The sequence below is a fragment of the Salinarimonas sp. NSM genome (assembly GCF_052380005.1).
Lineage (GTDB): Bacteria > Pseudomonadota > Alphaproteobacteria > Rhizobiales > Beijerinckiaceae > Salinarimonas.
The window spans coordinates 78,618-103,783 of sequence record NZ_JBQTCJ010000005.1 but is presented as its reverse complement, the minus strand read 5'-3'; the positions used below and the strand labels follow the sequence as shown (position 1 = coordinate 103,783).

Genomic DNA, 25,166 nt, shown 5'->3' with positions numbered 1-25,166 from the left:
CGTCGGGGACGCGAACGCGCGGCAAATACGTGCGGAACAAAGGTTAATCCATGACCGCCCGTCGCGGAAGCGCGGATCGCCCGCTGCGCGAATCGCCGCAGGGCGTGCGCCGGGTCAGTGCCCCCGCGCGCCGCGGACGTAGTCGGCGTTGGCGCAGAACAGGGGCGGCTCGACGAGGGGCTCGCTCCCGTCGAGGAAGGAGGCGCAGGCGGCCTTCTCCGCGCAGGCGTCGCAGGCCGCCTGCGCCTCCCCGTGCGCGGCGCGCGCCGCCTCGTCCCGCGCGTCCGCCGGAGGCACGCCGAGGCGGCGCATCACCTCCATGAGCAGGATGGTCTGCGTCTCCACCCGTAACCGGAGGGCACCCGCCCCCGCTCGCTCGCTCTTCGTCATGTCTCATCCCTCGCCCAGGCCCCGCGAGGGTCCTGATACGCGCCGGCGGCGGGACCCCGCCTTGATCCAGGGCAAGCCCCCCGACGCGTTTCTCCGTTCGGCGCGGACGCCGTGCTGTGGAGAACGGGGATTGCGCGGGGCCGCGCCCGGCATGCGCGCGGCGCCGTTTCGCAGCCGCATTCGCTGCTCTAGGGTGACCCCGGACAGGAAAACGATTCGGGAACACGAGAGCATCATGGCCCAAGGCGCCCTCCTCGGCTCCGCCCTCGTCGCGCGGCTCGACGAGCCCGACCGCGAGTACCGGCTCGCGCCGTCGAACGTCGAGGCGGAGCAGGCGCTCATCGGCGCGATCCTCGTCAACAACGAGGCCTATTACCGCGTCTCGGACTTCCTCGCGCCGGAGCATTTCCACGAGGAGCTGCACCGGCGGATCTACGAGGTGACCGCGAGCCTGATCAAGGCGGGCAAGGTCGCGACGCCGATCACGCTCAAGACCTACCTCGGCGACGCCGATCTCGGTGGGCTCACCGTCTCGCAATACCTCGCGCGCCTGGCCGCGGAGGCGACGACGATCATCAACGCGCTCGACTACGGGCGCACGATCTACGACCTCGCCACCCGCCGGCAGCTGATCGGCATCGGCGAGGACATGGTCAACACCGCCTTCGACGCGCCGGTGGAGAGCTCCCCGCGCGAGCAGATCGAGGAGGCCGAGCGCAAGCTCTTCGCGCTCGCGGAGACGGGGCGCTACGACGGCGGCTTCCAGCGCTTCACGGACGCGCTCACCGCGGCCATCGACATGGCGGCGAAGGCCTACCAGCGCGAGGGCAAGCTGTCGGGCATCTCGACGGGCCTCGTCGACCTCGACCGGATGATGGGCGGGCTCCAGCCGTCCGACCTCGTCATCCTCGCGGGGCGCCCGGCCATGGGCAAGACCTCGCTCGTGACGAACATCGGCTTCAACATCGCCAAGGTCTACCGCAACGAGAAGCGCCAGGACGGCACGCTCGAGACGGTGAACGGCGGCATCGTCGGCTTCTTCTCGCTCGAGATGTCGGCCGAGCAGCTCGCCACCCGCATCATCGCCGAGCAGTCGGGCGTGCCCTCCTACAAGATCCGACGCGGCGACATCAGCGAGGACGAGTTCTACCGGATCACAGACGCCGCGCGCGAGATGCAGCAGATGCCCTTCTACATCGACCAGACCGGCGGCATCTCGATCGCGCAGCTCACGGCCCGCGCGCGCCGCCTCAAGCGCCAGCGCGGGCTCGACATCCTCATCGTCGACTACCTCCAGCTGCTCTCGGGCTCCGGCAAGAAGGGCGAGAATCGCGTCCAGGAGCTCACCGAGATCACGACGGGGCTCAAGGCGCTCGCCAAGGAGCTCGCCGTGCCGATCGTCGCGCTCTCCCAGCTCTCGCGCCAGGTCGAGTCGCGCGACGACAAGCGCCCGCAGCTCTCGGACCTGCGCGAATCCGGCTCGATCGAGCAGGATGCGGACGTGGTCATGTTCGTCTACCGCGACGAGTACTATCTCAAGAACAAGGAGCCGAAGCCCGGCACCGAGGAGCACTTCAAGTGGCAGGCGGAGATGGACGCCGCGCACGGCAAAGCCGAGGTGATCATCGGCAAGCAGCGCCACGGCCCCACCGGCACCGTCCAGCTCTCCTTCCAGGCCGACATCACCCGCTTCGGCAACCTCGCCGACGAGGACAAGCTGCCCGAGCGGATGGGCGATTGAGGCGCGCATGAGCATCTCCCACGAGCCTGCGGACGATCCGCACGACGACGGCCTTCCGGGCGCGGACGCCGCCACGCTGACGATCGACCTCGACGCGCTCGGCGCGAACTGGCGGTTCTTGCGCGACCGCTCGCGGGACGGCGCCTGCGCCGCGGTGGTCAAGGCGAACGCCTACGGCACCGGGATCGAGCGCGCGGTGCCGGCGCTGGCGAGGGCGGGCTGCCGGACGTTCTTCGTCGCTCAGGTGTCCGAGGGCCGGCGCGTCCGCCGGGTCGATCCCACGGCCGAGATCTACCTCCTCGACGGCCTGCCGCCCGGCGGCGCCGGCGAGCTGATCGCAGCGAACCTGCGCCCCGTCCTCGGATCGGCGGATGAGGTGCGCGAGTGGATCGAGGCTTGCGGCGGCACGGCGCTGCCGGCGGCGTTGCACGTCGACACCGGCATGAACCGGCTCGGGCTCCCCGTCGAGGAGGCGCTCGCGCTCCAGGCGCAGGGCGCCTTCGCAGGGCTCGGCGAGACGCTCCTGATGACGCACCTCGTCGTGGCGGAGGACCCCGATCACGCGATCAACGCCCGCCAGACGCAGGCCTTCCGGGCGCTGATCCGGGCCTTCCCCGGGGTACGGACCTCGTTCGCGAACTCCTCGGGCGGGTTCCTGCCCGACGCGCCGGCCTGCGACCTCGCGCGGCCGGGCTACAGCCTCTACGGCGGCAATCCCACGCCGCATCACGAGAACCCGATGCGGCCGGTGGTCCGGCTCGAGGCGACGATCCTGCAGGTCCGCGACGTCCCCGCCGGCGCCGGCGCCGGCTACGGCACGCACTGGACGGCGCCCTCTCCCCGTCGCCTCGCCACGCTCGCGCTGGGCTATGCGGACGGCTACCCCCGCGCGGCGGGCGGCACCGATGCGAAGACCCGAGCCGGAACGCCCTACGGGCAGGCGCTGGTCGGCGGGGTGCGCTGCCCCTTCGCCGGCGTCCTCTCGATGGACCTCACGATCCTCGACGTCACCGACGCGCCGGACGCCGCCGCCCGGCGGGGCGGGACGGCGGTGCTGATCGGCGACGGACTCGACATCGACGAGGTCGGGATGCGTGCGGGCACGATCGGCTACGAGATCCTCACCGGGCTCGGCGATCGCTACCGCCGCGTCTACGTGGGCGACGGCGGCGGGGCGGCGCGCTGACATGGCCAAGCGCAGCGCCGTCTTCATCTGCCAGAACTGCGGAGCGGTCTACAATCGCTGGAAGGGCAAATGCGAGGCGTGCGGCGAGTGGAACGCCGTCGTCGAGGAGACGACCGAGGCCGCGCCGATGGCGGGCCCCGCCGCCACGCGCCTGTCCCGCAAGGGCCGCGTCTTCCCGCTCGAGGGCCTCGCGGGCTCCTCGAAGGAGCCGCCGCGCACGCCCTCGGGCATGTCCGAACTCGACCGGGTCACGGGCGGCGGCTTCGTGCGCGGGTCCGTTATCCTCATCGGCGGCGACCCGGGCATCGGCAAGTCGACGGTGCTGATGCAGGCCTCGGCGGCGCTGGCGCGGGCCGGCGAGCGCGTCGCCTACATCTCCGGCGAGGAGGCGGTCGGCCAGGTGCGGCTTCGCGCCGAGCGCCTCGGCCTCGCCGACGCGCCCGTCGAGCTCGCGGCTCAGACCAACGTCGAGGACATCGTCGCCACGCTCAGCCAGGGCCGCACGCCGGCGCTGGCGGTGATCGACTCGATCCAGACGATGTGGACCGAGACGGTCGAGTCGGCGCCCGGGACGGTGACGCAGGTGCGCGCCTCGGCGCAGGCGCTGATCCGCTTCGCCAAGACCACCGGCGCGGCGGTGATCCTGGTGGGCCACGTCACCAAGGACGGGCAGATCGCCGGCCCGCGGGTGGTCGAGCACATGGTCGACGCGGTCGTCTCCTTCGAGGGCGATTCGGCGCACCACTTCCGCATCCTGCGCGCCGTGAAGAACCGCTTCGGCCCCACCGACGAGATCGGCGTCTTCGAGATGACCGGCAAGGGCCTCGCCGAGGTCGGCAATCCCTCCGCCCTGTTCCTGGAAGGGCGCGACGTCGCGGCGCCCGGCACCGCCGTCTTCGCCGGCATGGAGGGCACGCGCCCGCTCCTCGTCGAGGTCCAGGCGCTGGTCGCCCCCTCCTCGCTGGGCACCCCGCGACGCGCCGTCGTCGGCTGGGACCCCGCGCGGCTGTCGATGGTGGTGGCCGTGCTCGAGGCGCATGCCGGCCTCAAGCTCGGCATGCACGACATCTACCTCAACATCGCCGGCGGGCTGAAGATCACCGAGCCGGCGGCGGACCTCGCGGCGGCGGCGGCGCTCGTCTCCTCGCTGTCGGGCGCGGCCCTGCCGGCGGACGCGGTCTATTTCGGCGAGATCGGCCTCTCCGGCGCCGTGCGCCCGGTTTCGCAGGCGGCGACTCGGATGAAGGAGGCGGCGAAGCTCGGCTTCTCGTCGGCGGTGACCCCTGCCGCCCGCGGCGAGCGCGGCGAGACCGGCGGCCTCGAGGCGCGCGAGATGGCGCATATCGGCGACCTCGTCGGCACCGTCGCGGCACGCGGCGCGCGCGGTCGCGCGCGGTCGGTCGAGCGAGGATGACGGGCGTGAAATCGTCGGCTATACGCTTTGCCCAGACGCGAGACGGCGGCGCCGTCGAAACGACTCATTTCGCCCTCAGGCCCGCGAGATCATGTCCGTACCCATCCTCGACCTGGTCGTCATCGGCGTCGTCCTGATATCGGCCCTCCTCGCCATGGTGCGCGGCTTCACCCGCGAGGTGCTGGCCATCGTCGCCTGGGTGACCGCGGCCGCCGCCGCGTGGTTCCTGCACCCGATCGCGCTGCCGCTCGCGCAGGACTACATCGCCAACGCCACGATCGCGCTCGTCGCGGCCATCGCGGGCATCTTCATCCTCACCCTGATCATCGTCTCGCTGATCACGGTGAAGCTGTCCGACTTCATCCTCGATTCCCGCATCGGCCCCCTCGACCGGACGCTCGGCTTCGTGTTCGGCGCCGCGCGCGGCTTCCTGATCTGCGTCATTGGCTGGGTGTTCTTCGCCTGGCTGGTGCAGGGCCAGATGCCCGAGTGGGCGGAGACCGCCCGCACCCGCGCGCTGCTCCAGTCCACCGGCGATTCGCTCATCGCGATGATGCCCGAGGACCCCGAGGGCGTGCTCCAGCAGTTCCGCACGCCGCGGGTGGAGGGCGACCCGAGCGAGCCGGCCGATCCGGCCCTGCCCGACCGCAGCTGAGGCCGGGCCTACCCGAAACGCTCCCGCGCTCCCATCTCGGGTCGGCGCGGGCGCTCCCGTTTCCGCTCCGGTGTTCCCGTCCCCCCGCGCCGCGCACCCGACGCCCCCGCACGATCGCCCGAGGATCCGCCATGCTCAGCGAATCTCATCCCGTTTCCCGCGCCGTTTCCCGCGACGACGATCTCGACGGCGACACGCTGCGCGAGGAATGCGGCGTCTTCGGCATCTTCGGCCATCCGGACGCCGCCGCGATCACGGCACTCGGCCTGCACGCGCTCCAGCATCGCGGCCAGGAAGCGGCGGGCATCGTCACCTTCGACGGCGCGCGCTTCCACGCCGAGCGCAAGCTCGGGCTCGTGGGCGACTCGTTCTCGCAGCGCGACGTCATCGAGCGGCTGACCGGGCGCAACGCCATCGGCCACGTACGGTACTCCACCACCGGCGAGACGGTGATGCGCAACGTCCAGCCGCTCTTCGCCGAGCTCGACGCCGGCGGCTTCGCGGTCGCCCACAACGGCAACCTAACGAACGGCCTGACCCTGCGCCGCGCGCTGATCCGCGAGGGCGCCATCTGCCAGTCGACCACCGACACCGAGGTGATCCTCCAGCTGCTCGCCCGCTCGCGCAAGCCGCGCATCGTCGAGCGCTTCCTCGATGCGCTCCGCGCGCTCGAGGGCGCCTACGCGCTGGTCTGCCTGTCGAACAAGAAGCTGATCGGCGCGCGCGATCCGTTCGGCATCCGCCCGCTCGTCATCGGCGAGCTCGACGGGCGGTTCATCCTCGCCTCCGAGACCTGCGCGCTGGACATCATCGGCGCGCGCTTCGTGCGCGACGTCGAGGCCGGCGAGGTCGTGGTGGTGACAGAGGACGGCATCGAGAGCCTGCGGCCCTTCCCCACGGTGCCCGAGCGCCCCTGCGTGTTCGAGTACATCTACTTCGCCCGCCCCGATTCGATCGTGAACGGCAAGAGCGTCTACGAGGCGCGCAAGAACCTCGGCGCCCAGCTCGCCGCCGAGGCGCCCGCCGACGTCGACGTCGTGGTGCCCGTGCCCGATTCCGGCGTGCCGGCGGCGATCGGCTACGCCCAGGCCTCCGGCGTGCCCTTCGAGATGGGCATCATCCGCAACCACTACGTCGGGCGCACTTTCATCCAGCCGACGCAATCGGTGCGCGAGCTCGGCGTGCGCATGAAACACTCGGCCAATCGCGGCGTCATCGCCGGCAAGCGCATCATCCTCGTCGACGACTCGCTCGTGCGCGGCACGACCTCGGTGAAGATCGTGCGCATGATGCGCGAGGCGGGCGCCAAGGAGGTGCACTTCCGCATCGCGAGCCCGCCGATCAAGCACCCCGACTTCTACGGCATCGACACGCCCGAGCGCGACAAGCTGCTCGCGGCGACGCACGACCTCGAGGCGATGCGCGAGTACATCGGCGCCGACAGCCTCGCCTTCCTGTCGATCGACGGGCTCTACCGTGCGCTCGGCTTCGCCGGCCGCAATCCCGACCGGCCGCAATTCACCGACCATTGCTTCACCGGCGAGTACCCGACGGGCCTGACCGATCTCGGCATCGAGTCGCCCAAGCGCCTAGCGCTGCTCGCCGAAGCCGACTGAACAGGGGGGTATCGGCATGGACAAGCCGCTCGAGGGCCGCATCGCCGTCGTCACGGGCGCATCGCGCGGCATCGGCCGCGCGGCGGCGCTGGAATTCGCCCGCGCCGGCGCGCACATCGTGGCGATCGCCCGCACGCAGGGCGCGCTCGAGGAGCTCGACGACGAGATCCGCGCGGCGGGCGCGAGCGCCACGCTGGTTCCCCTCGACCTGAAGGACCTCGACGCGCTCGACCGGCTCGGCGGCGCACTCCACGAGCGTCACGGCAAGGTCGACGTGCTCTTCGGCAATGCCGGCCTGCTCGGCCAGCTCGCGCCGATCAACCAGGTCGACCAGGGCACCTGGGACGCGGTGATGACGGTGAACCTCACCGCCAACTGGCGGCTGATCCGCTCGCTGGACCCGCTGCTGCGCGCCTCCGACGCCGGCCGGGCGATCTTCGTCACGTCGGGCGCCGCCCACAAGGCGAAGGCCTACTGGGGCCCCTACGGCGTCTCGAAGGCCGGGCTCGAGGTGCTGGCGCGGACCTGGGCGGACGAGATCCGCAACATCTCGGCGGTCAAGGTGATGCTGGTGAACCCCGGCCCGCTGCGCACCCGCATGCGCGCCTCGGCCATGCCCGGCGAGGACCCGCTGACGCTCCCGACCCCCGAGGACCTCGCGCCCAAGATCCTCGCGCTCGCCCTGCCCTCCTGGTCCGAGACCGGCCGGATCTACGACTTCCCGACCGACCGCGTCATCGATGCGCAGCCGCCGGGGTGAGGGCAAGTCCGAGCCTCGCCCGATTTGACAGCGCCGCCGCGCTCGCCCACTTAGACCCTTCGCGTCGTCGCCCAGGGGCTGCGGCGGCGCGCGCACCGTCTCCGCCGCGCCCGTCCGGGAATCCCATTCGATGAAAGTCGTCGTCGTCGAGTCGCCCGCCAAGGCCAAGACGATAAACAAGTATCTCGGCCGGGACTACGAGGTCCTGGCGAGCTTCGGCCACATCCGCGACCTGCCGGCCAAGGACGGCTCCGTGGACCCGGAGAACGACTTCCACATGCTCTGGGAGCTCGAGGACCGCGGCGCGAAGCGGCTCTCCGAGATCGCACGGGCCGTGAAGGGCGCCGACAAGCTCATCCTCGCCACCGACCCGGATCGCGAGGGCGAGGCGATCTCCTGGCACGTGCTGGAGGCGCTCAACGCCAAGCGCGTCCTCAAGGGCGTGCCGATCGAGCGCGTCACCTTCAACGCCATCACCAAGGATTCGGTGGCCGCCGCCATGCGGGCGCCGCGCGAGATCGACCAGGCGCTGGTCGACGCCTATCTCGCGCGCCGCGCGCTCGACTACCTCGTCGGCTTCACGCTCTCGCCGGTGCTCTGGCGCAAGCTGCCGGGCTCGCGCTCGGCGGGGCGCGTGCAGTCGGTGGCGCTGCGCCTCGTCTGCGACCGCGAGCGCGAGATCGAGAGCTTCGTCGCGCGCGAGTACTGGTCCCTCGTCGCCACCCTCGCGACCAAGGACGGCGGCGTCTTCGACGCCCGCCTCGTCGGCGCCGACGGCAAGAAGATCACGCGTCTCGACATCGGCAACGGCGAGGACGCCGAGCGCTTCAAGAAGGATCTCGACCTCGCCACCTTCGCGGTCTCCACGATCGAGGCCAAGCCCGCCAAGCGCCACCCGCAGCCGCCCTTCACGACCTCGACGCTCCAGCAGGAGGCCTCGCGCAAGCTCGGAATGGCGCCGGCGCAGACGATGCGCGTCGCCCAGCGGCTCTACGAGGGCGTCGAGATCGGCGGCGAGACGGTGGGCCTCATCACCTACATGCGAACCGACGGCGTCGACATGGCGCCGGAGGCGGTACGCGCCGCCCGTGCGGTGATCGGCCGCGAGTTCGGCGATCGCTACGTGCCGGACGTGCCGCGCAAGTACACGACCAAGGCCAAGAACGCCCAGGAAGCGCACGAGGCCGTGCGCCCCACCGACATGGGCCGCCTGCCCAAGCAGGTAACGCGCTACCTCGACGCCGAGCAGGCGCGGCTCTACGAGCTGATCTGGGTGCGCACCATCGCCTCGCAGATGGAATCCGCCCAGCTCGAGCGCACCACCGCGGACATCGCAGCCTCGGTCGGCCCGCGCGTCCTCGATCTGCGCGCCACCGGCCAGGTGGTGAAGTTCGACGGCTTCCTCACCCTCTACCAGGAGGGCCGCGACGACGAGGAGGACGAGGAGTCCGGCCGCCTGCCGCCGATGGCCGCCGGCGATCCCCTCAAGCGCGAGCGCATCGCCGCGACGCAGCACTTCACCGAGCCGCCGCCGCGCTACTCCGAGGCGAGCCTCGTCAAGCGCATGGAGGAGCTGGGCATCGGCCGGCCCTCGACCTACGCGTCGATCCTGCAGGTGCTCAAGGACCGCGAGTACGTCACGCTCGACAAGAAGCGGCTGCACGCCCACGACAAGGGCCGGATCGTCATCGCCTTCCTCGAGGCCTTCTTCAAGCGCTACGTGGAGTACGACTTCACCGCCGCGCTGGAGGAGCAGCTCGATCGCATCTCGAACCACGAGATCGACTGGAAGCAGGTGCTGCGCGACTTCTGGCGGGACTTCTCGGCGGCGGTGGGCGACACCAAGGAACTGCGCACGACGCAGGTGCTCGACGCGCTCAACGACTACCTCGCCCCGCACATCTTCCCGCCCAAGGCGGACGGATCGAGCCCGCGCGCCTGCCCCTCCTGCGGCGACGGCCAGCTGTCGCTCAAGCTCGGCAAGTTCGGCTCCTTCATCGGCTGCTCGAACTATCCCGAGTGCCGCTACACCCGCCAGCTCTCCGCCGCCGCGGCGGAGGGGGACGCCGAGGGCGGGCAGCCGGGCACGCGGGTGCTCGGCAAGGACCCGGGAACCGGCCTCGACGTTACGCTGCGCGACGGGCGCTTCGGGCCGTTCATCCAGCTCGGCGAGGCGGAGGGCGACGTGAAGCCCAAGCGCTCCTCGCTGCCGAAAGGGATGACGCCCGCCGCCGTCGACCTCGAGAAGGCGCTCGCGCTGCTCTCGCTGCCCCGCGAGGTGGCGAAGCATCCCGAGAGCGGCGAGCCTATCAAGGCCGGCATCGGCCGCTTCGGCCCCTACGTCCAGCACGGCAAGACCTACGCCTCGCTCGGGCGCGACGACGACGTGCTCGAGATCGGCGCCAACCGGGCGATCGACCTGATCGTCGCCAAGGAGAGCGGCGCCGGCGGGCGGCGCGGCGGCGGCGATCCCGGGCGCACGCTCGGCGACGATCCCGCGAGCGGCAAGCCCATCGTGGTCAAGGCCGGCCGCTACGGCGCCTACGTCACCGACGGCAAGACCAACGCCACGCTGCCCAAGGACATGGAGGCCGACGCCGTCACCCTCGCCGAGGCGCTGCCGCTGCTGGAGGCGCGCCGCGCCGCCGGCGGGACGAAGAAGGCGTCCGCGCGCAAGGGGGCCGGCGGCAAGTCCGCGGGGAGCAAGGCGGGCGCGGCGAAGACCTCGCGCAAGAAGGCGGACGCCGACGGAGAGGCGCCCGCGAAGAAGCCGGCGGCCAAGAAGGCTGCAGCCAAGGCGGCTCCCGCCGAGAAGGCTCCCGCCAAGAAGGCTCCCGCCAAGAAGGCCGCCGCCCCGAAGAAGCCGGCCGCGAAGAAGGCCGGCTCGGCGGACGTCGCCGAGGCTCCGCCGCGGGCGCGCAAGGCGGCCTCGTGAGCCTGCGCGACGGCGCCCGTCGGATCCGCGCCGACGTCGTCACGCTCGTGCGGGCCGTGCGCGATCCCCACACGCCGCGCACGGCGAAGGCGCTCGCCGTGCTGATCGTGCTCTACGTCGCGAGCCCGTTCGACCTCGTGCCGGATTGGCACGCCGTCATCGGGCTCGCGGACGACCTCGTCGTGGTCGTCGCGGGCCTCGCCGGACTGCACCGGCTGATCCCGCCCGAGCAACTCGCCGACCACCGCGCCCGCGTCGAGGCCGGCCGCCCGCCCCTGCCGCGCGGCCGCGCACGCCCGCTGGCCGGCGCCGTGATGTGGCTCGTGGCGCTCACCGCGCTCGCCTGGTGGGGCTTCGGCTGGATCGCGGGGGCGTGAGATGCGGCTGTCGCTGGTGACGCCTGCCACGAACGGCGAATGAAGGTCGCCCACCGCTTCCTCCCCGCAGGGGAGGACGGAGGCCGAAGGCCGGAGGGTGGGGAGGGCGGCGAGCCGGCTCGCCTCTCGATCCGAACGGCCCCACCGCCCGCGCTCCGCGCGGACTGCTCCCCTCCGGGGAGGACGAGCGCGCGCGGGCGGCATCTGCGCGACGCCGTTCCCCGATCCCCTCACGCGCTCCGCAGGTCCTTGTAGAACAGCTTCGTCGGGCAAAGCCCCCCCTCCGGCCACAGCGCGAAGCCGGGGATCTCCCCCACCGGCTGCCACCCGCCCCGGGTGTAGAGCCGGTCGGCGGCGGTGCCGGGGACCGTGTCGAGCACGAGGAGCCAGCGGCCCGCCGCCAGCGCCTCGCGCTCGGCGGCGGCCAGCAGGGCGGCGCCGAGGCCCATACCCTGCGCATCGGGATGAACGAGCATCTTGGCGAGGTCACCGCGATGCGGCTGGTTCGGCTTGTCGGCGAAGCAGACCTGCACGGTACCGAGCGCCCGGCCGTCCCCGTCCTCCGCGACGAGCAGGATGGTCCCGCCCGCCGCCACGCTCTGCGCCACGCCCTCCCAGAAGGCGAGCGCCTCCTCCCGGGGCGTGTCCGTCATCAGGGAGACGGAGGCGCCGTCGGCGACGCAGGCGCGGTGGATGTCGGCGAGCGCGTCGCAGGCGGCGCGGGCCGCCTGCGCGTCGAGGCGGCGGATGGTGAACGCGGTCATGGCGCAGGCGTCCCTCGTGCGGGGAGGCGCGAGAGCACGACCGCGTAGCGGGCGGGCGTCTCGCCGGGATTGTGGAAGGCGATGGGCGCGTCGAGGCGCATGAACAGGCAGTCGCCGGCCTCGAGCCGCGTGGTCTCCTCGCCGATCGTCAGATCGATCACGCCCTCGATCACCCAGACCTGCTGGGCGAGGCCGTGGAAGCCGAGCGCGTTGTCGAGGACGACGCGCCCGCCGGGCGGGAAGGTCACGTCGACGATCTCGGCGGCGCCCCGAGCCGCGGAGGGGGAGACGTTGCGGCGGACGTAGCCGCTCTGCGGATCGGTCCAGGCGGGCTGATCCGCCGCGCGGCCGAGAGGCGCGCCGCCGGCCTCCCCTGCATCCCCGGGCTCCGCGAACAGCGACGCCACGCTCGTCCCGAGCCCGGCGGCGAGGCGCGCCAGCAGCGCCGCGGTCGGGCTCGCCTCCCCCCGCTCGATCTTGGACAAGGCCGCCCGCGACACGCCCGACGCCTCGGCGAGCGCCTCCAGCGTCATCCGGCGGGCGCGCCGGGCGGCGCGGATACGGTCGGGGAGTGTGGCGGCTATCTCCATGATGAGAGAATATTTCTCTCATGACAGATGTCAACGGCTGTCATCCCGGATTGCGAAGCAAGTCCGGGGCCCAGAACCACAGGTGCTCGATGAGCGGCGTGCATACGCCGCGGCGCGACACGCCGCCATCCGCGTCTCGTGGACGCGCGCGCTTTCGCGCACGCTGAGCACACCCCCGCGGTTCTAGGCCCCGGACCCGCTCGCGATCCGGGGTGACAGCGCCACGCCCCCGCCTCCCCTCACGCCGTCTTCTCGAACAGCTCCCGCCCGATCAGCATCCGCCGGATCTCGCTCGTGCCGGCGCCGATCTCGTAGAGCTTGGCGTCGCGCAGGAGGCGGCCGGTGGGGTACTCGTTGATGTAGCCGTTGCCGCCGAGCAGCTGGATCGCGTCGAGCGCGATCTGGGTGGCGAGCTCGGCCGCATAGAGGATGGCGCCGGCGGCGTCCTCGCGGGTGGTGCGGCCGCGGTCGCAGGCCTTGGCGACGGAATAGACGTAGGCCTTGGCGGCGTTCATGCGCACGTACATGTCGGCGACCTTGCCCTGGACGAGCTGGAACGTGCCGATCGGCTGGCCGAACTGCTTGCGCTCGTGCACGTAGGGCATGACGATGTCCATCGCCGCCTGCATGATGCCGAGCGGGCCCGCGGCGAGCACTGCGCGCTCGTAGTCGAGGCCCGACATCAGCACCCGCACGCCCCGGCCCACCTCGCCGAGCACGTTCTCCTCGGGCACCTCGCAATCCTCGAACACGAGCTCGCAGGTGTCCGAGCCGCGCATGCCCAGCTTGTCGAGCTTCTGGTGGGTGGAGAAGCCCTTCATGCCCTTCTCGATCAGGAAGGCGGTGATGCCGCGCGGGCCGGCGTCCGGGTCGGTCTTGGCGTAGACGACGAGCGTCTCCGCGATCGGCCCGTTGGTGATCCACATCTTGTTGCCGTTGAGCACGAAGCGGTCGCCCTTGCGGTCCGCGCGGGTGCGCATCGAGACGACGTCCGAGCCCGCGCCGGGCTCCGACATCGCCAGCGCGCCCACGTGCTCGCCGGACATCAGCTTGGGGAGGTACTTCTCCTTCTGCGCCTTGGTGCCGTTGCGCCCGATCTGGTTGATGCACAGGTTCGAATGGGCGCCGTAGGACAGGCCGACGGAGGCGGAGGCGCGGGAGATCTCCTCCATCGCCACGACGTGCTCGAGATAGCCGAGCCCGGTGCCGCCGTCCTCCTCCGCGATGGTGATGCCGTGCAGGCCCATCTCGCCCATCGGTATCCAGAGATCGCGGGGGAACTGGTTCGTCCGGTCGATCTCGGCGGCGCGCGGGGCGATCGTCTCCTGCGCGAAGGCGGCGACGCTCTCGCGGATGGCGTCGGCGGTCTCGCCGAGGTCGAAGTCGAAGGCGGGTGCGGCGTTGGGGATCATGGCGGGCGCTCCTCGCGCGATTGCTCTTGCGCGGGTTATATCAGGCGGGCGTGGCGTGTCACCGGTCCGGTGGTCGCGCCGCCTCGAGGAGACGCGCGATGAGCACGGCCGACGACGACGCCCCGAACCGCTGGCCCTGGCCGCCGATCGTCTATCTCGTGGCGATCGTCGCAGGCTTCCTGATCGAGCGCCACCTCGCCCCCACGAGCCACGGCGGCGGGATGGCGCTGGGCGCGCTCGGCGTCGGGATGATCCTCGGCGGGCTCGGGCTCGACCTGTGGACCGCGTGGACATTCTCGCGGGCGCGGACCACGATCCTGCCGCACCGGGGCGCGAACGCGCTCGTCACGTCGGGGCCGTTCCGGTTCTCGCGCAACCCGATCTACGTCGGCAACACGCTGCTCACGCTCGGGCTCGGGCTCGTGTTCGACAACCTCTGGCTCGCCGGCTTCGCCTTCGTGGCGGCCTTCGCCGTCCAGAAGCTCGCCATCGAGCGCGAGGAGGCGCACCTCGGGCGGCGCTTCGGCGCGCAGTGGCGGGCCTACGCGGCGCGGGTGCGGCGCTGGATCTGAAGCCCGCCCGTCAGACCCCCGTCAAACCCGCGTCAAACCCCCTTGTCGCGGCAATAGCCCAGCGCCTCGAAGCGCGGTCGGTCGCGCGGGTCGCAGTCGCTCGCGAGGAACTGCTCCCACTCGCGCTGGCTGCCGTAGAAGGCGTTGCGGTCCACCTCGCCGCGCACACCCGGCACCGTGCCGGTCTGCGTCCACTGCCAGAAGGTCCAGCGGCGGTCGCGGTAGCGCTCGTGCGGCTCCGCGGCCACCGAGCGCAGCCAGAAGGTGGCGTCGAAATGCTCCCCCTGGAGCACGTCGCGGTGGAAGTTGATGTCGGTGTAGATGATCGGCAGCCGGCCGTAGTGCCGGTGGAGCATGGCGAGGATGATGCGCGTCTTCTCGAGCGCCTCCTCGCGCGGCACGCGCCGGGTGCACAGGCGGGAGTGGTTGTTCCACTCCATGTCGAGCACGGGCGGCAGCATGTCCGGCTCGTTGGGCACGTTGTCGATGAACCATTGCGCCTGCTCGTGCGCCGGGCGGCACCAGAAGATGAAGTGGTAGGCCCCGCGGGGGACGCCGGCGCGGCGTGCGCCCTCCCAGTTCTCACGGAATTTCGGGTCGAGATGATCGCCGCCCTCCGTCGCCTTGATGAAGGCGAAGCGCGTGCCGGCCTGGCGCACGCGATGCCAGTCCACGTCGCCCTGCCAGCGCGACACGTCGATGCCGTGCACCGGCAGCGAATGCACGCGCCGCACACCCGGATGGGGATCGTTGTCGCCCTTGGCGGGGTAGAAGTCCGGCGCGATCGAGCAGCTCGCGACGGCGAGGCCGAGGGCGAGCGCGGCGAGGCGGGCGAAGGCGCGGGCTGACGCGAAGGGCATGGGGACTTCCGGACGGGGACGCACGGCGCCGAGGATTCGTTCGGCGATCCCTACGATCCGGTTAAGACGATAGCGTCACGGCGCACGAAAGCGAGCCTGCGACGATACTTCCGCAGCGCGGCACCTCAGATGCCGAACCAGGCGCTCGCGATCCCCAGGAAGGCGAAGAAGCCGACCACGTCGGTGACCGTCGTCACGAACGGGCCCGACGAGACCGCCGGATCGATCTTGAAACGGTCGAGCAGGAGGGGGATGACGATCCCGCCGAGCGCCGCCGAGACGAGCGTGATCACGAGGGCGAGGCCGATCACCGGCCCCAGGCTCGGCAGGTCGAACCAGACCGCAGCGACGATGCCCATCACCACCGCGAAGGCCACGCCGTTGAGGAGGCCCACCACCATCTCGCGGCGCACGATGCGCATGGCGTTGGCGCGGCTGAGCTGACGGGTACCGAGCGCGCGCACCGCGACCGTCATCGTCTGCGTGCCGGCGTTGCCGCCCATGGAAGCGACGATCGGCATCAGCACCGCGAGCGCCACCATCTGCTCGAGCGCGTCCGCGAACACGCCGATGACCACCGAGGCGAGGATCGCGGTCAGCAGGTTGACGAACAGCCAGGTGAAGCGCGAGCGCGTGATGTACCAGACCGAGTCCGAGAGCTCCTCGTCCGCCTTGACGCCGCCGAGCGCCTTGATGTCGGCGTCGGCCTCCTCCTCGAGTACGTCGACGATGTCGTCGACGGTGATGACGCCGACCATGCGGCCGGCGGCGTCCACCACGGCGGCGGAGACGAGGTTGTAGCGCTGGAAGATGCGCGCCGCCTCCTCCTGCGCGTCGGTGGCGAGGATGGCGTGCTCGGCCGGCTTCATGATCTCGGCGATTCGCTTGGGGCGCTGCGTCCGCAGGATGCGGTCCAGCGAGACCGAGCCCTTCAGCCGCACCGTGGGGTCGACGACGTAGATCTCGTAGAACGTTTCCGGCAGGTCCTGGCTCTCGCGCATGAAGTCGATCGTCTGCCCCACCGTCCAGAACGGGGGCACGGCGATGAACTGCGTCTGCATGCGCCGGCCGGCGGCGTCCTCCGGCAGGTCGAGCGAGCGCTGCAGCGCCGCCCGCTCCATCACGGGGAGCTGCTGGAGGATCTCGAACTTCTCCTCGTCGTCGAGGTCCTCGAGGATGTAGACCGCGTCGTCGATGTCGAGCTCGCGCATGCCCTCGACGACGAGCGTGGTCGGCAGCTCGCGCAGGAGCGCGACGCGGATCGTCTCGTCGACCTCGGTGAGCGCCGTGAAGTCGAGGTCCGGCCCGAAGAGGACCATGAGAGCTCGGCGCTCCTCCTGGTCGAGCGCCTCGATCAGGTCGCCGAGATCGGATTCGTGCAGGTCGCCGACGAGCGCGCGCAGGCGCTCCCCGTCCTGCGCCTCCAGTGCCTCGCGCACCGCCTCGAGAAAGGCGCGGGAGACGCCGCCGTGCTCCTCGTCGCGGAAGACGGGCGGCGGCGCGGGCTCGGAGGCGCCGAGCGGCGCCGTCTCGGGCGCGAGCGTGTCGTCGGCCTCTGCCATGCGCCACTCCTTACGCGATTCGGGGAATGCGTCCGAGTTCTAGGGTCGTGTGTCGCCGCTGGCAACGCCGCGGACCCCTCCCGACCACCGCGATCCGCGCTGCGACGGATCTCGTCTCGTTTACGATGTCGTGCTAGCGTCACGGGCAAGCAACAAGATCGGTTCCGGGTGGGTGACGCGCGAGGCCACGGGGCGGGAGACCGCCGCCGTCAGGGTGGAGGAGGTCATGACGACGATCCCGTCGAGCCGCCGCACGAGCGCTGCCGCGCGTTCCCAGCGGGCGCCCGATCACCGCATCGAGACCAAGGCCGTCGTTCTCGACGCGCACGCCTCCCATCTCAAGCGCGTCGCGCAGTCGGCCGGTGAGGCCTTCGCCTGGAGCGCCGAGGAAGCGGCGCCCGCGCCGCGGGGCTGGGGCACGACCGTGATCTGGCTCGCGCTCGGGGCCGTGGCCGGGGTGGGGCTCTGGGTCGCGCTCTGAGGGGCGTGCGCGCGCCTTGGCGGCGGCGCCCTGCGCGCCATCTCCGTCGAGCCGTCCCGCGCGGGCGGCGCCGTCCTGGAGATGTCTCGGGAGGTACCCCGTGCCCAAACCCGTTCGCCGGCTGCTCACCCTCGCCTGCGTCCTCGCTCTCGCCGCCCTCGCTCCGGCGCTCCTCCTCGCGCTCGCCGCGACGACGCCCGCCGCCCACGCCGCGGACGAGCGCGCGCCCGTCTCGCGCCCCACGGCCCACGCCTTCTCCTTCGACGCCATCGACGGCGGGCGCATCGATCTCGCCGCCTTCGCCGGCCGGCCCATCCTCGTCGTCAACACCGCTTCGCGCTGCGGTTTCGTGGACCAGCTCGCCGGCCTGCAGGCGCTGCACGAGCGCTACGGCCCCCGCGGGCTCGTCGTCATCGGCGTGCCGTCGAACGATTTCCGCCAGGAGCTCGCCGACGACGACGCCATCGCCGCCTTCTGCCAAGGCACCTACGGCGTCGCCTTCCCGCTCGCGGCGCGCACGCGGGTCGTCGGCGAAGCGGCGCATCCGTTCTACGCCTGGGCCGCGCGCGAGCGCCCCGGCGAGGCCCCGCGCTGGAACTTCCACAAGTACCTCGTCGGCCCGGACGGCACCCTGACGGCCGCGTTCTTCACGCCCACCGCGCCGACGGATCCGCGCATCCTCGCGGCGATCGAGCGGGCACTGCGCGAGGGCGCGTGAGCCTCACTGCGGCGGCGGCGCGAAGCTCGGCATCTGCGGCGGGCCGAAGCCCGGCCCGAAGCCGCCGCCCGCTCCCCCGTCGCCGAGGCCGGGCATGATCAGCCGGTCGAGGCGCTCGCGCACCTGCTCCTCGTCGAGGACGGGCGCGTCCGAGCGGTAGTGCGTCACGAGGCCCGGCGCGAGGTAGACGACGACGATCATCATGACCTGGATCGCGACGAAGGGGATCACGCCGCGGTAGATCTCCAGCGTGTCGACCCCGCGCACCCGCGCGCCCGTCACCTCGTCCTCGTATTCCCCGCTCGGGGTGACCGAGCGCAGGTAGAACAGCGAGAAGCCGAAGGGCGGGGTGAGGAAGGAGGTCTGGAAGTTCACCGCCAGCAGCACGCCGAACCAGACGAGATCGATGCCGAGCGCCTGTGCCGGCGCCACCAGCAGCGGCACGAGGATGAAGACGATCTCGAAGAAGTCGAGGAAGAAGCCGAGGAAGAACACGGTCAGCCCGACGAAGAGCAGGAACCCCGCCTCCCCGCCCGGCAGCGCCAGCAGCAGGTCCTTCACCCAGATGTGCCCGCTCACCCCGTAGAAGGTGAGCGAGAACACCCGCGCGCCGATCAGCACGAACATGACGAAGGCGGACAGCCGCAGCGTCGATTCCGCCGCCTCGCGGCTGAGCCGCAGCGACAGGCGCCCCTTGAGCGCGGCGAGCGCGAGGGCGCCGACGGCGCCCATGGCGCCGCCCTCGGTGGGCGTGGCGAGGCCCACGAAGATCGTGCCCAGCACGAGGAAGATCAGCGCGAGCGGCGGCACCAGCACGAGCGTCACCTGCTCGGCGAGGTGGGAGAGCACGCCGAGGGTCAGCCGCCGGTTCGCCCAGGCGACGGCGAAGGCGAGGAGCACGCCCGTCGCGGCGCCGTAGACGTAGGGCGCCTGCTCCACACGCCCCGAAAACCACGCCGTGGCAGCCCAGCCGACGCCGATCGCCACGGCGGTGAGCACGAGGAGCGAGGTCATGCCGCGGCCCAGCCGCCGGGCCTCCTGCGGCAGCGGCGGCGCCATGGCGGGGCGCAGCAGCGTGTTGATGAACACGTAGAGCGCGAAGGCCGCCGTCAGCATCAGCGCCGGCAGCATGGCGCCGGCATACATGTCCCCCACCGAGCGGCCGAGCTGGTCGGCGAGCACGATCAGCACCAGCGAGGGCGGGAGGATCTGCGCCAGCGTGCCCGAAGCGACGATGACGCCCGTGGCGAGGCGCCGGTCGTACCCGTAGCGCAGCATGATCGGCAGCGAGATCAGCCCCATCGAGATCACGGCGGCGGCGACGACGCCCGTCGTCGCGGCGAGGAGTGCGCCCACGAAGACCACGGCGTAGGCGAGCCCGCCCCGCACCGAGCCGAAGAGCTGGCCCATCGTGTCGAGCAGGTCCTCGGCCATGCGCGAACGCTCGAGCACGAGGCCCATGAAGGTGAAGAACGGGATCGCGAGCAGCGTCTCGTTCGCCATGGCGCCGTAGACGCGGTCCGGCAGCGCCTGGAAGAAGCCCGGCGCGAACAGGCCGAGCTCGATACCCAGGAACCCGAAGCCGAGGCCCAGCGCGGCGAGCGAGAAGGCGATCGGGTAGCCGAGCAGCATCAGCACGACGAGCGAGCCGAACATGATCGGCGCGAGGTTCGCGACGAGAAAGGCGCTCATGACGTGAACCCGGACACGGGCGGTCCGCCCTCGCCCGCGTCGGGCAGCGCCCCGCGCAGGACCGCGACCTTCTTGACGAGCTCCGAGACGCCCTGCGCGAGAAGCATGGCGAAGCCCAGGAGCACGAGGATCTTCGCCGGCCACAGCGGCAGCCCGCCCGCATTCGGCGAGACCTCCCCGGTGCGCCACGACAGCAGGAAGAAGGGAATCGCGGTGAGCACGTGGACCAGCGCGAAGGGGATCAGGAACAGCGCGTGGCCGACGACGTCGATCCAGCCACGGGTGCGGGGCGACAGCCGCGAGGAGACGACGTCGATGCGTACGTGCTCGTTCCGCTTGAGGGTCCAGGAGGCGCCGAGCAGGAACACCGCCCCGAACAGGTACCACTGCGCCTCGAGCCAGGCGTTCGAGGACAGCGAGAAGGCCTTGCGCGAGATCGCGTTGCCCGCCGAGATCACCACCGCCGCGACGACGAGCCACGCGGCGAGCCGCGCGATGCGCTCGTTCAGGGCGTCGACGAGGCGCGCGAGGCGCAGGGCGAAGGCCATCGAGGCGGGCTCCCGGGCGCGCGGGGGCGGCCCACCCCCGGCTTCTAGAGGATCTGCGACCGGAGGCAAGCCGGTGCGCGCGCCGGATCGAGTGCGCATCCGTTCGCGCGTCTCGCGCGTAGATCTCCGCGATCATGGAGGTGCGAATGACCCCGAAGGCGGCCCTGGTGACCGGCGGTGCGAAGCGGATCGGGCGGGCGATGGTGGAGCGGCTCGCGCGCGACGGCTATCGCGTCGCGATCCATTGCAACGCCTCCGTCGTCGAGGCGGAGCGGCTGGCCCACGCCATCGGCGCGGCGGGCGGGCGGGCGAGCGTCGTGCAGGCGGACCTCGCGGACGCGGCTGCGGTGGCCGGCATGATCGCGGCGGCGACGACCGCGCTCGGGCCGCTCGACCTCCTCGTCAACAGCGCGAGCGAGTTCGAGGACGACCGAATCGAGAGCCTCGACCTCGCCCGCTACGGGCGGACGCTCGCGGTGGACCTCACCGCCCCGCTGATCCTCGCGCGCGACTTCGCCGCGCAGCTGCCCGAGGGTGCCGAGGGGCTCTTGGTCAACGTGCTCGATCAGCGCGTCTGGAAGGAGACGCCAATGTTCTTCTCGTACCAGATCGCCAAATCCGCCCTGTGGACCGCGACGCGCACGATGGCGCGGGCGCTCGCGCCGCGCATCCGCGTCAACGCCATCGGGCCGGGCCCGACGCTGGCGAGCCCCCGCCAGGGCGAGGAGGACTTCGCGCGCCAGTCGGCCGCGGTGCCGCTGCGGCGGTCGTCGTCACCGGACGAGGTCTGCGAGGCGCTGATGTACCTCGTCGGCGCGCGCAGCGTCACGGGCCAGATGCTGGCGCTCGACGGCGGCCAGCATCTCGCCTGGGAGACGCCCGACGTCGTCGGTATCCGGGAATGACCCCGCGCGGGCCTGCTCAGCCGGCGAGCGCGATCGCCGAGACGAGGCGGCCGTAATCCGGCTCGCCGCGATGCGTCGCGCGGCGGTAGGAGTAGAACAGGTCCGCGTTGGAATAGGTGCAGCGGGCGAGGTCGTGCGCCGCGCCGACCTCCGCGCGGGTGAGGCGCGCGAGGATGTAGCCGGGCAGGTCGAACTGGAACTTGCCCTCCCGCTTGCCGGGCGCGAAGAAGCGCTGCGCTCCCGCGTCCTCCGCCAGCGCCGCGTCGCGCAGCTCCGCCCCCACCTCGTAGGCCTCCTGCCCGATCGTCGGCCCGAGCACCGCGACGATGCGCCCGCGCCGCGCGCCGAGCCGCTCCATGCGGTCGACGGTCGCCTCGGCGACACCGGCGAGCGCGCCGCGCCAGCCGGCGTGGGCGGCGCCGATCACGCCGGCCTCCGCGTCGGCGAAGAGGATCGGGCCGCAATCGGCCGTGAGGATCGCGAGCGCGAGGCCCGGCCGGTCGGTCACCATCGCGTCCGCCTTCGGGCGGGCGTCCGGCGCGATCGGCTCCTCGACCACGACGACGTCGGGCGAATGGACCTGGTGGACGCTCACCAGCGCGTGCGGCGCGACGCCGAGCCGCTCGGCCATGCGCGCGCGGTTGGCGAGCACGGCCTCCCGCGCGTCCGCCGAGCCGAGGCCGCCGTTGAGGCTCGTGTAGAGCCCCTGCGAGACCCCGCCGTCGCGGGTGAAGAAGGCGTGGCGGACGCCGTGTCCGGCGTCGAGCGCGTCCGACGTGATCAGCATGGCCCCTCGTCCCGGGTGAAGCCGGCGCAGGCGGAGAGCCGCGGATGCGCGACCGCCAGCGCCTTGAACAGAACGCCCATGTCCGCGTCGCGGTCCCCGGTGAGCCGCACGAGCGCGGCGCCGATCTCCTCGGACTGCCTGGCGCTCGCCCGGGCCGCGAGTGCCCGCGCCCGCGGCTCGATGCCGAGCGCGCGCAGGAAGGCGCCCTGGGTCACGGGCCCGAACACCCGCGCGCCGGCGCCCTGCGCCGCGACGGCGAGCTGGGCGAAGTCGACGTGCGCGGTCACGTCCGCCTCGCCGGGATCGACGAGCGGGTCGGCGAAGGCGTGGCGGCGGATCGCCTGGAGCGTGTCGGCGAAGCCGGTGCGGGCGTGGCCGTAGTCGATCGCGAGCGCCGCCCCACCGGCGGAGACGATGCGCCCGGCGAGCGCGCGCATCACCGCCGCGCCGGCCGCCGCGATCTCGAGCACGGCGCCCTCGGGCGCGTCCCAGGCGAAGGACGGGTCGGAGATCGACGGGTCGGCCTCGGGCGAGAGCCCGAAGGCGAGCGCGCCGGCGTCGTCGAGGCCGACGAGCCGCTCGCGCCAGGCGCCGCGGTCGCGCACCATCTGGCGCACGGGCAACGCGTCGAAGAACTCGTTGGCGAGCGCGATGAGCGGCAGGTCCGGCACTGCGTCGAGCTGCGCGTGCCAATGCACCCCGCCCCCGAGCGCCGCCGGGGGCGCGGCGAGCGTCGCGTGCTGGCGCTCTCGCAGGACGGGGCTCGTCTCGACGAGGTGCACCGCAGCCGCCTCGAGGAAGCCCGGGGCGACCTTCGCGGCGCGCAGCGCATCCGCCATCAGCGTGCCGCGGCCGGGGCCGAGCTCGACGAGGGCGAAGGGCGCCGGCCGTCCGAGGTCGATCCAGGCCTGCGCCGCCCACAATCCGACGAGCTCGCCGAACATCTGGCTGATCTCGGGAGCAGTGACGAAGTCGCCCGCCAACCCGATCGGGTCGCGGGTCATGTAGTAGCCGTAGCGCGGGTGGCCGAGGCACAGCGCCATGTAGCGCGAGACGGGGATGGGGCCCTCCGCGGCGATCAGGTCCCGGATCTCGGCGCCGAGCGGCGTCATGCGGAGGGCGCCTCCCGGTCCACGAGCGCGCCGCGGCGGGTCGTGCCCGCGCGCGCCAGCGCGACGAGAACGATGCCGCCCACGAGCAACGGCAGCGACAGGAGCATCCCCATCGTCACCCCGCCCGAGAGCGCCTCGACCTCCCGCCCGAACAGGAAGCCGAGCTGAGGATCGGGCTCGCGGAAGAACTCGGAGACGATGCGCGCCAGTGCGTAGCCGATGGCGAACACGCCGGCGATGAGCCCCGGACGCCGGAAGCCGGCGAAGGCGACCGCGATCAGCATCACGACGAGCAGCAGGAGGCCCTGCGTTCCCGCCTCGATCAGCTGGGACGGGTATCGCGGCACGTCCCCGGCGAAGGGGAAGACCACGGCCCAGGACACGTCCGGCGCGGGCCTGCCCCAGAGCTCGCCGTTGATGAAGTTGGCGATGCGCCCGAAGAAGAGGCCGATCGGCGTGACGACGGCGACGACGTCGAAGATCGGCAGAGCCGGCAGGCGGCGCGCGCGGGCGAAGAGCAGCATCGCGACGAGCGCGCCGAGGAGCCCGCCGTGGAAGGCCATGCCGCCCCGCCAGACCGCGAGGATCTCGAGCGGGTTCGCGAGGTAGGCGTCGAGATTGTAGAACAGCACGTAGCCGAGCCGCCCGCCCAGGATGAGCCCGATCGCCACCCATACGACGAGGTCGTCGATCGCGATCGCGTCCGGGCGGCGCACGTCGCCCCAGAGCCGGTCGGCCCGCACGAGCCGGCGCGCCCCCCACCAGCCGAGCAGCAGCCCCGCGATATAGGCGAGCGCGTACCAGCGGATGGCGATGGGGCCGATCGCGATGGCGACCGGGTCGATCTCGGGAAAGGGCATGCGGCCTCGCGCGCGTTCGCCCGTCTCGCGGGCGCGAATCGGATGGTCGCGGAGGTGCCGGGTTTGCGCAAGGGCGTCAAGAGCCGGCGACCCGTTGCGTCCCGATGCCGGCGGCGCCATGTAACGGGCGCGGCGCGGAGATCGCGCCGACCCGAACGGCGCAAGAAGGACGGCGACCCATGAACCAGAACCGCATTCTCGACGACCTCTCCCGCCTGTTCTCGGACGCGGCCGGGGCCGCGGGGGGCGTGCGGCGCGAGATCGACGCCGTGATGCGCGCCCAGCTGGAGCGGATCGTCAAGGACATGGACGTGGTCTCGCGCGAGGAATACGAGGCGACCCGCGAGATCGCCATCGCCGCGCGCGAAGAGGCGCAGAGGCTGGCGCTGCGCATCGACGAGCTCGAGGCGCGCCTCGTCAAGCTGACGAGCCGCCCCGACTGAGCTCGAGCCTCATCCCGGCGCGTGGAGGCCGGTCGCGGGAGAATCGATGCGATCGCACAGCAACCTGGAGCGCCCGACCCGACCCTGTCGGGGCGGATCGCGCTTCAGGGCACGATCCGGTCCGGCGCGGCGGCGAGCGCGCGGCGGAAGCGCGTCGCGGCGTCGGCGAGGCGGGCAGCCGCGTCGGCGAGGTCCCGGGCGATCGCGCCCATCGTCTCCAGCACGTCGGTCTCGAGGCTCGCCGAGCGGCTCGCGTCGAAGCGCTCGAGCGCGCGACCGTAGGCGATCAGCGCCCGGTCGAGATCATGCGCGACGTCCTCGGCGCGCGTGCCGATGACGGCGCTCTCGAGGGCGAAGTCGAGCGCGTCGTCCGCGACGCCGAGCGCGCGCAGGCGCATGCACAGCACATCCACCGCGTGGCGACACCAGGATTCGCGCGAGAACATGGCGCACGAGCAGGCGAGCTGGACGCCGCCGCCCGCCTCCCGCGCCACCGTGAGCGTGTGCTGGTGACCCTCGGCGCCCGTGACGGTGAGCGTGACGGGATCGTCGGGCAGGTCGGTACGCGTGAGCATCCTGTCGTTCCCCCACCGGGCGCGGCCCCGTCCCGAGGCCCGGCCGCCCGTCGATCGACCGCGATCCGGCGGCCGGCATGTCACGGGAGAGCGCTCTTTCCGGCGCCGGTCACCTCCCGCCACGCTAGAATAGGGACGCGCTCGGCGGCGGGCAACGGTCCCTGCGCACGACCCACATGCTTCCCACCGTGGCTGCATGGCCGGCAAAATG

25 protein-coding genes are annotated in these 25,166 nt (G+C 72.2%); 13 read left to right on the top strand and 12 right to left on the bottom strand.

Annotation, left to right across the window (positions count from 1 at the left end; translation table 11 throughout):
* Positions 1–114: 114 nt before the first annotated feature.
* Positions 115–390, bottom strand: coding sequence for a DUF6455 family protein (locus ACTZWW_RS03865; protein WP_444779618.1), 276 nt, complete (start codon positions 388–390; stop codon positions 115–117).
* 235 nt (positions 391–625) lie between these two features.
* Between ACTZWW_RS03865 and ACTZWW_RS03860 the strand changes: the two genes are divergently transcribed.
* The 8 genes from ACTZWW_RS03860 (at position 626) to ACTZWW_RS03825 (ending at position 11,074) form a co-directional block, all read left to right on the top strand.
* A complete protein-coding gene (locus ACTZWW_RS03860; RefSeq protein ID WP_444779617.1) occupies positions 626–2,131 on the top strand; it encodes a replicative DNA helicase in 1,506 nt (501 codons plus the stop codon).
* A 7-nt stretch (positions 2,132–2,138) separates the two neighbouring features.
* Complete coding sequence (gene alr / locus ACTZWW_RS03855) at positions 2,139–3,317, top strand: alanine racemase (protein ID WP_444779616.1); 1,179 nt, start codon at positions 2,139–2,141, stop codon at positions 3,315–3,317.
* A 1-nt stretch (position 3,318) separates the two neighbouring features.
* Positions 3,319–4,731 carry a DNA repair protein RadA gene (gene radA / locus ACTZWW_RS03850; protein WP_444779615.1) on the top strand — a complete coding sequence of 471 codons (1,413 nt, stop codon included), beginning with the start codon at positions 3,319–3,321 and terminating at the stop codon, positions 4,729–4,731.
* A gap of 91 nt (positions 4,732–4,822) precedes the next feature.
* Positions 4,823–5,386: a CvpA family protein gene (locus tag ACTZWW_RS03845; RefSeq protein WP_444779614.1), complete on the top strand. Its 564-nt coding sequence runs from the start codon at positions 4,823–4,825 to the stop codon at positions 5,384–5,386.
* Between the two features lie 131 nt (positions 5,387–5,517).
* The gene (gene purF / locus ACTZWW_RS03840) at positions 5,518–7,002 is read left to right on the top strand and encodes an amidophosphoribosyltransferase (protein WP_444779613.1); all 1,485 of its coding nucleotides are present in this window, start codon (positions 5,518–5,520) and stop codon (positions 7,000–7,002) included.
* Positions 7,003–7,018: 16 nt separating this feature from the next.
* Positions 7,019–7,762: an SDR family NAD(P)-dependent oxidoreductase gene (locus ACTZWW_RS03835; protein ID WP_444779612.1), complete on the top strand. Its 744-nt coding sequence runs from the start codon at positions 7,019–7,021 to the stop codon at positions 7,760–7,762.
* A 130-nt stretch (positions 7,763–7,892) separates the two neighbouring features.
* On the top strand, positions 7,893–10,697 hold the full coding sequence (topA, locus tag ACTZWW_RS03830; RefSeq protein WP_444779611.1) for a type I DNA topoisomerase: 2,805 nt from the start codon (positions 7,893–7,895) through the stop codon (positions 10,695–10,697).
* On the top strand, positions 10,694–11,074 hold the full coding sequence (locus ACTZWW_RS03825; protein ID WP_444779610.1) for a YkvA family protein: 381 nt from the start codon (positions 10,694–10,696) through the stop codon (positions 11,072–11,074). The genes topA and ACTZWW_RS03825 overlap by 4 nt, the downstream gene beginning before the upstream one ends.
* A 230-nt stretch (positions 11,075–11,304) precedes the next feature.
* On the opposite strand, the gene ACTZWW_RS03820 is transcribed toward ACTZWW_RS03825, so the two are convergent.
* The 3 genes from ACTZWW_RS03820 to ACTZWW_RS03810 form a co-directional block, all read right to left on the bottom strand.
* On the bottom strand, positions 11,305–11,838 hold the full coding sequence (locus tag ACTZWW_RS03820) for a GNAT family N-acetyltransferase (RefSeq protein WP_444779609.1): 534 nt from the start codon (positions 11,836–11,838) through the stop codon (positions 11,305–11,307).
* Positions 11,835–12,428, bottom strand: coding sequence for a helix-turn-helix domain-containing protein (locus ACTZWW_RS03815; protein ID WP_444779608.1), 594 nt, complete (start codon positions 12,426–12,428; stop codon positions 11,835–11,837). The genes ACTZWW_RS03820 and ACTZWW_RS03815 overlap by 4 nt, the downstream gene beginning before the upstream one ends.
* A gap of 239 nt (positions 12,429–12,667) precedes the next feature.
* Positions 12,668–13,840, bottom strand: coding sequence for an isovaleryl-CoA dehydrogenase (locus ACTZWW_RS03810; RefSeq protein WP_444779607.1), 1,173 nt, complete (start codon positions 13,838–13,840; stop codon positions 12,668–12,670).
* 98 nt (positions 13,841–13,938) lie between these two features.
* On the opposite strand from ACTZWW_RS03810, the gene ACTZWW_RS03805 reads away from it, so the two are divergent.
* Positions 13,939–14,412: a methyltransferase family protein gene (locus tag ACTZWW_RS03805; protein WP_444779606.1), complete on the top strand. Its 474-nt coding sequence runs from the start codon at positions 13,939–13,941 to the stop codon at positions 14,410–14,412.
* A gap of 32 nt (positions 14,413–14,444) precedes the next feature.
* On the opposite strand, the gene ACTZWW_RS03800 is transcribed toward ACTZWW_RS03805, so the two are convergent.
* Both ACTZWW_RS03800 and mgtE read right to left on the bottom strand, forming a co-directional pair.
* The gene (locus tag ACTZWW_RS03800) at positions 14,445–15,272 is read right to left on the bottom strand and encodes a glycoside hydrolase family 25 protein (RefSeq protein ID WP_444779605.1); all 828 of its coding nucleotides are present in this window, start codon (positions 15,270–15,272) and stop codon (positions 14,445–14,447) included.
* A gap of 125 nt (positions 15,273–15,397) precedes the next feature.
* On the bottom strand, positions 15,398–16,834 hold the full coding sequence (mgtE, locus tag ACTZWW_RS03795) for a magnesium transporter (RefSeq protein ID WP_444779604.1): 1,437 nt from the start codon (positions 16,832–16,834) through the stop codon (positions 15,398–15,400).
* Positions 16,835–17,060: 226 nt separating this feature from the next.
* On the opposite strand from mgtE, the gene ACTZWW_RS03790 reads away from it, so the two are divergent.
* Together ACTZWW_RS03790 and ACTZWW_RS03785 are read left to right on the top strand one after the other, a co-directional pair.
* Positions 17,061–17,315 (top strand): hypothetical protein, encoded by a 255-nt coding sequence (locus ACTZWW_RS03790; RefSeq protein ID WP_444779603.1) that lies wholly within the window; start codon positions 17,061–17,063, stop codon positions 17,313–17,315.
* Positions 17,316–17,436: 121 nt separating this feature from the next.
* Positions 17,437–18,033: a glutathione peroxidase gene (locus ACTZWW_RS03785; RefSeq protein ID WP_444779632.1), complete on the top strand. Its 597-nt coding sequence runs from the start codon at positions 17,437–17,439 to the stop codon at positions 18,031–18,033.
* A gap of 3 nt (positions 18,034–18,036) precedes the next feature.
* On the opposite strand, the gene ACTZWW_RS03780 is transcribed toward ACTZWW_RS03785, so the two are convergent.
* On the bottom strand, positions 18,037–19,725 hold the full coding sequence (locus ACTZWW_RS03780; RefSeq protein ID WP_444779602.1) for a TRAP transporter large permease: 1,689 nt from the start codon (positions 19,723–19,725) through the stop codon (positions 18,037–18,039).
* Complete coding sequence (locus ACTZWW_RS03775) at positions 19,722–20,273, bottom strand: TRAP transporter small permease subunit (RefSeq protein ID WP_444779601.1); 552 nt, start codon at positions 20,271–20,273, stop codon at positions 19,722–19,724. Before ACTZWW_RS03775 ends, ACTZWW_RS03780 begins: the two co-directional genes overlap by 4 nt.
* Before the next feature lie 140 nt (positions 20,274–20,413).
* Between ACTZWW_RS03775 and ACTZWW_RS03770 the strand changes: the two genes are divergently transcribed.
* The gene (locus ACTZWW_RS03770; RefSeq protein ID WP_444779631.1) at positions 20,414–21,178 is read left to right on the top strand and encodes an SDR family oxidoreductase; all 765 of its coding nucleotides are present in this window, start codon (positions 20,414–20,416) and stop codon (positions 21,176–21,178) included.
* 16 nt (positions 21,179–21,194) lie between these two features.
* On the opposite strand, the gene pgeF is transcribed toward ACTZWW_RS03770, so the two are convergent.
* From pgeF to lgt, 3 genes are read right to left on the bottom strand one after another with little or no spacing between them, the layout of a single operon-like run.
* The gene (pgeF, locus tag ACTZWW_RS03765; RefSeq protein WP_444779600.1) at positions 21,195–21,965 is read right to left on the bottom strand and encodes a peptidoglycan editing factor PgeF; all 771 of its coding nucleotides are present in this window, start codon (positions 21,963–21,965) and stop codon (positions 21,195–21,197) included.
* Positions 21,959–23,077, bottom strand: coding sequence for a class I SAM-dependent methyltransferase (locus ACTZWW_RS03760; RefSeq protein ID WP_444779599.1), 1,119 nt, complete (start codon positions 23,075–23,077; stop codon positions 21,959–21,961). Before ACTZWW_RS03760 ends, pgeF begins: the two co-directional genes overlap by 7 nt.
* Positions 23,074–23,937, bottom strand: coding sequence for a prolipoprotein diacylglyceryl transferase (gene lgt, locus ACTZWW_RS03755; RefSeq protein WP_444779598.1), 864 nt, complete (start codon positions 23,935–23,937; stop codon positions 23,074–23,076). Before lgt ends, ACTZWW_RS03760 begins: the two co-directional genes overlap by 4 nt.
* A 179-nt stretch (positions 23,938–24,116) precedes the next feature.
* On the opposite strand from lgt, the gene ACTZWW_RS03750 reads away from it, so the two are divergent.
* Positions 24,117–24,380, top strand: a complete 264-nt coding sequence (locus ACTZWW_RS03750) for an accessory factor UbiK family protein (RefSeq protein WP_444779597.1) — start codon at positions 24,117–24,119, stop codon at positions 24,378–24,380.
* Between the two features lie 104 nt (positions 24,381–24,484).
* Here ACTZWW_RS03750 and ACTZWW_RS03745 read toward each other — a convergent pair whose 3' ends face one another.
* Complete coding sequence (locus ACTZWW_RS03745) at positions 24,485–24,955, bottom strand: hypothetical protein (protein WP_444779596.1); 471 nt, start codon at positions 24,953–24,955, stop codon at positions 24,485–24,487.
* Between the last annotated feature and the right edge of the window lie 211 nt (positions 24,956–25,166).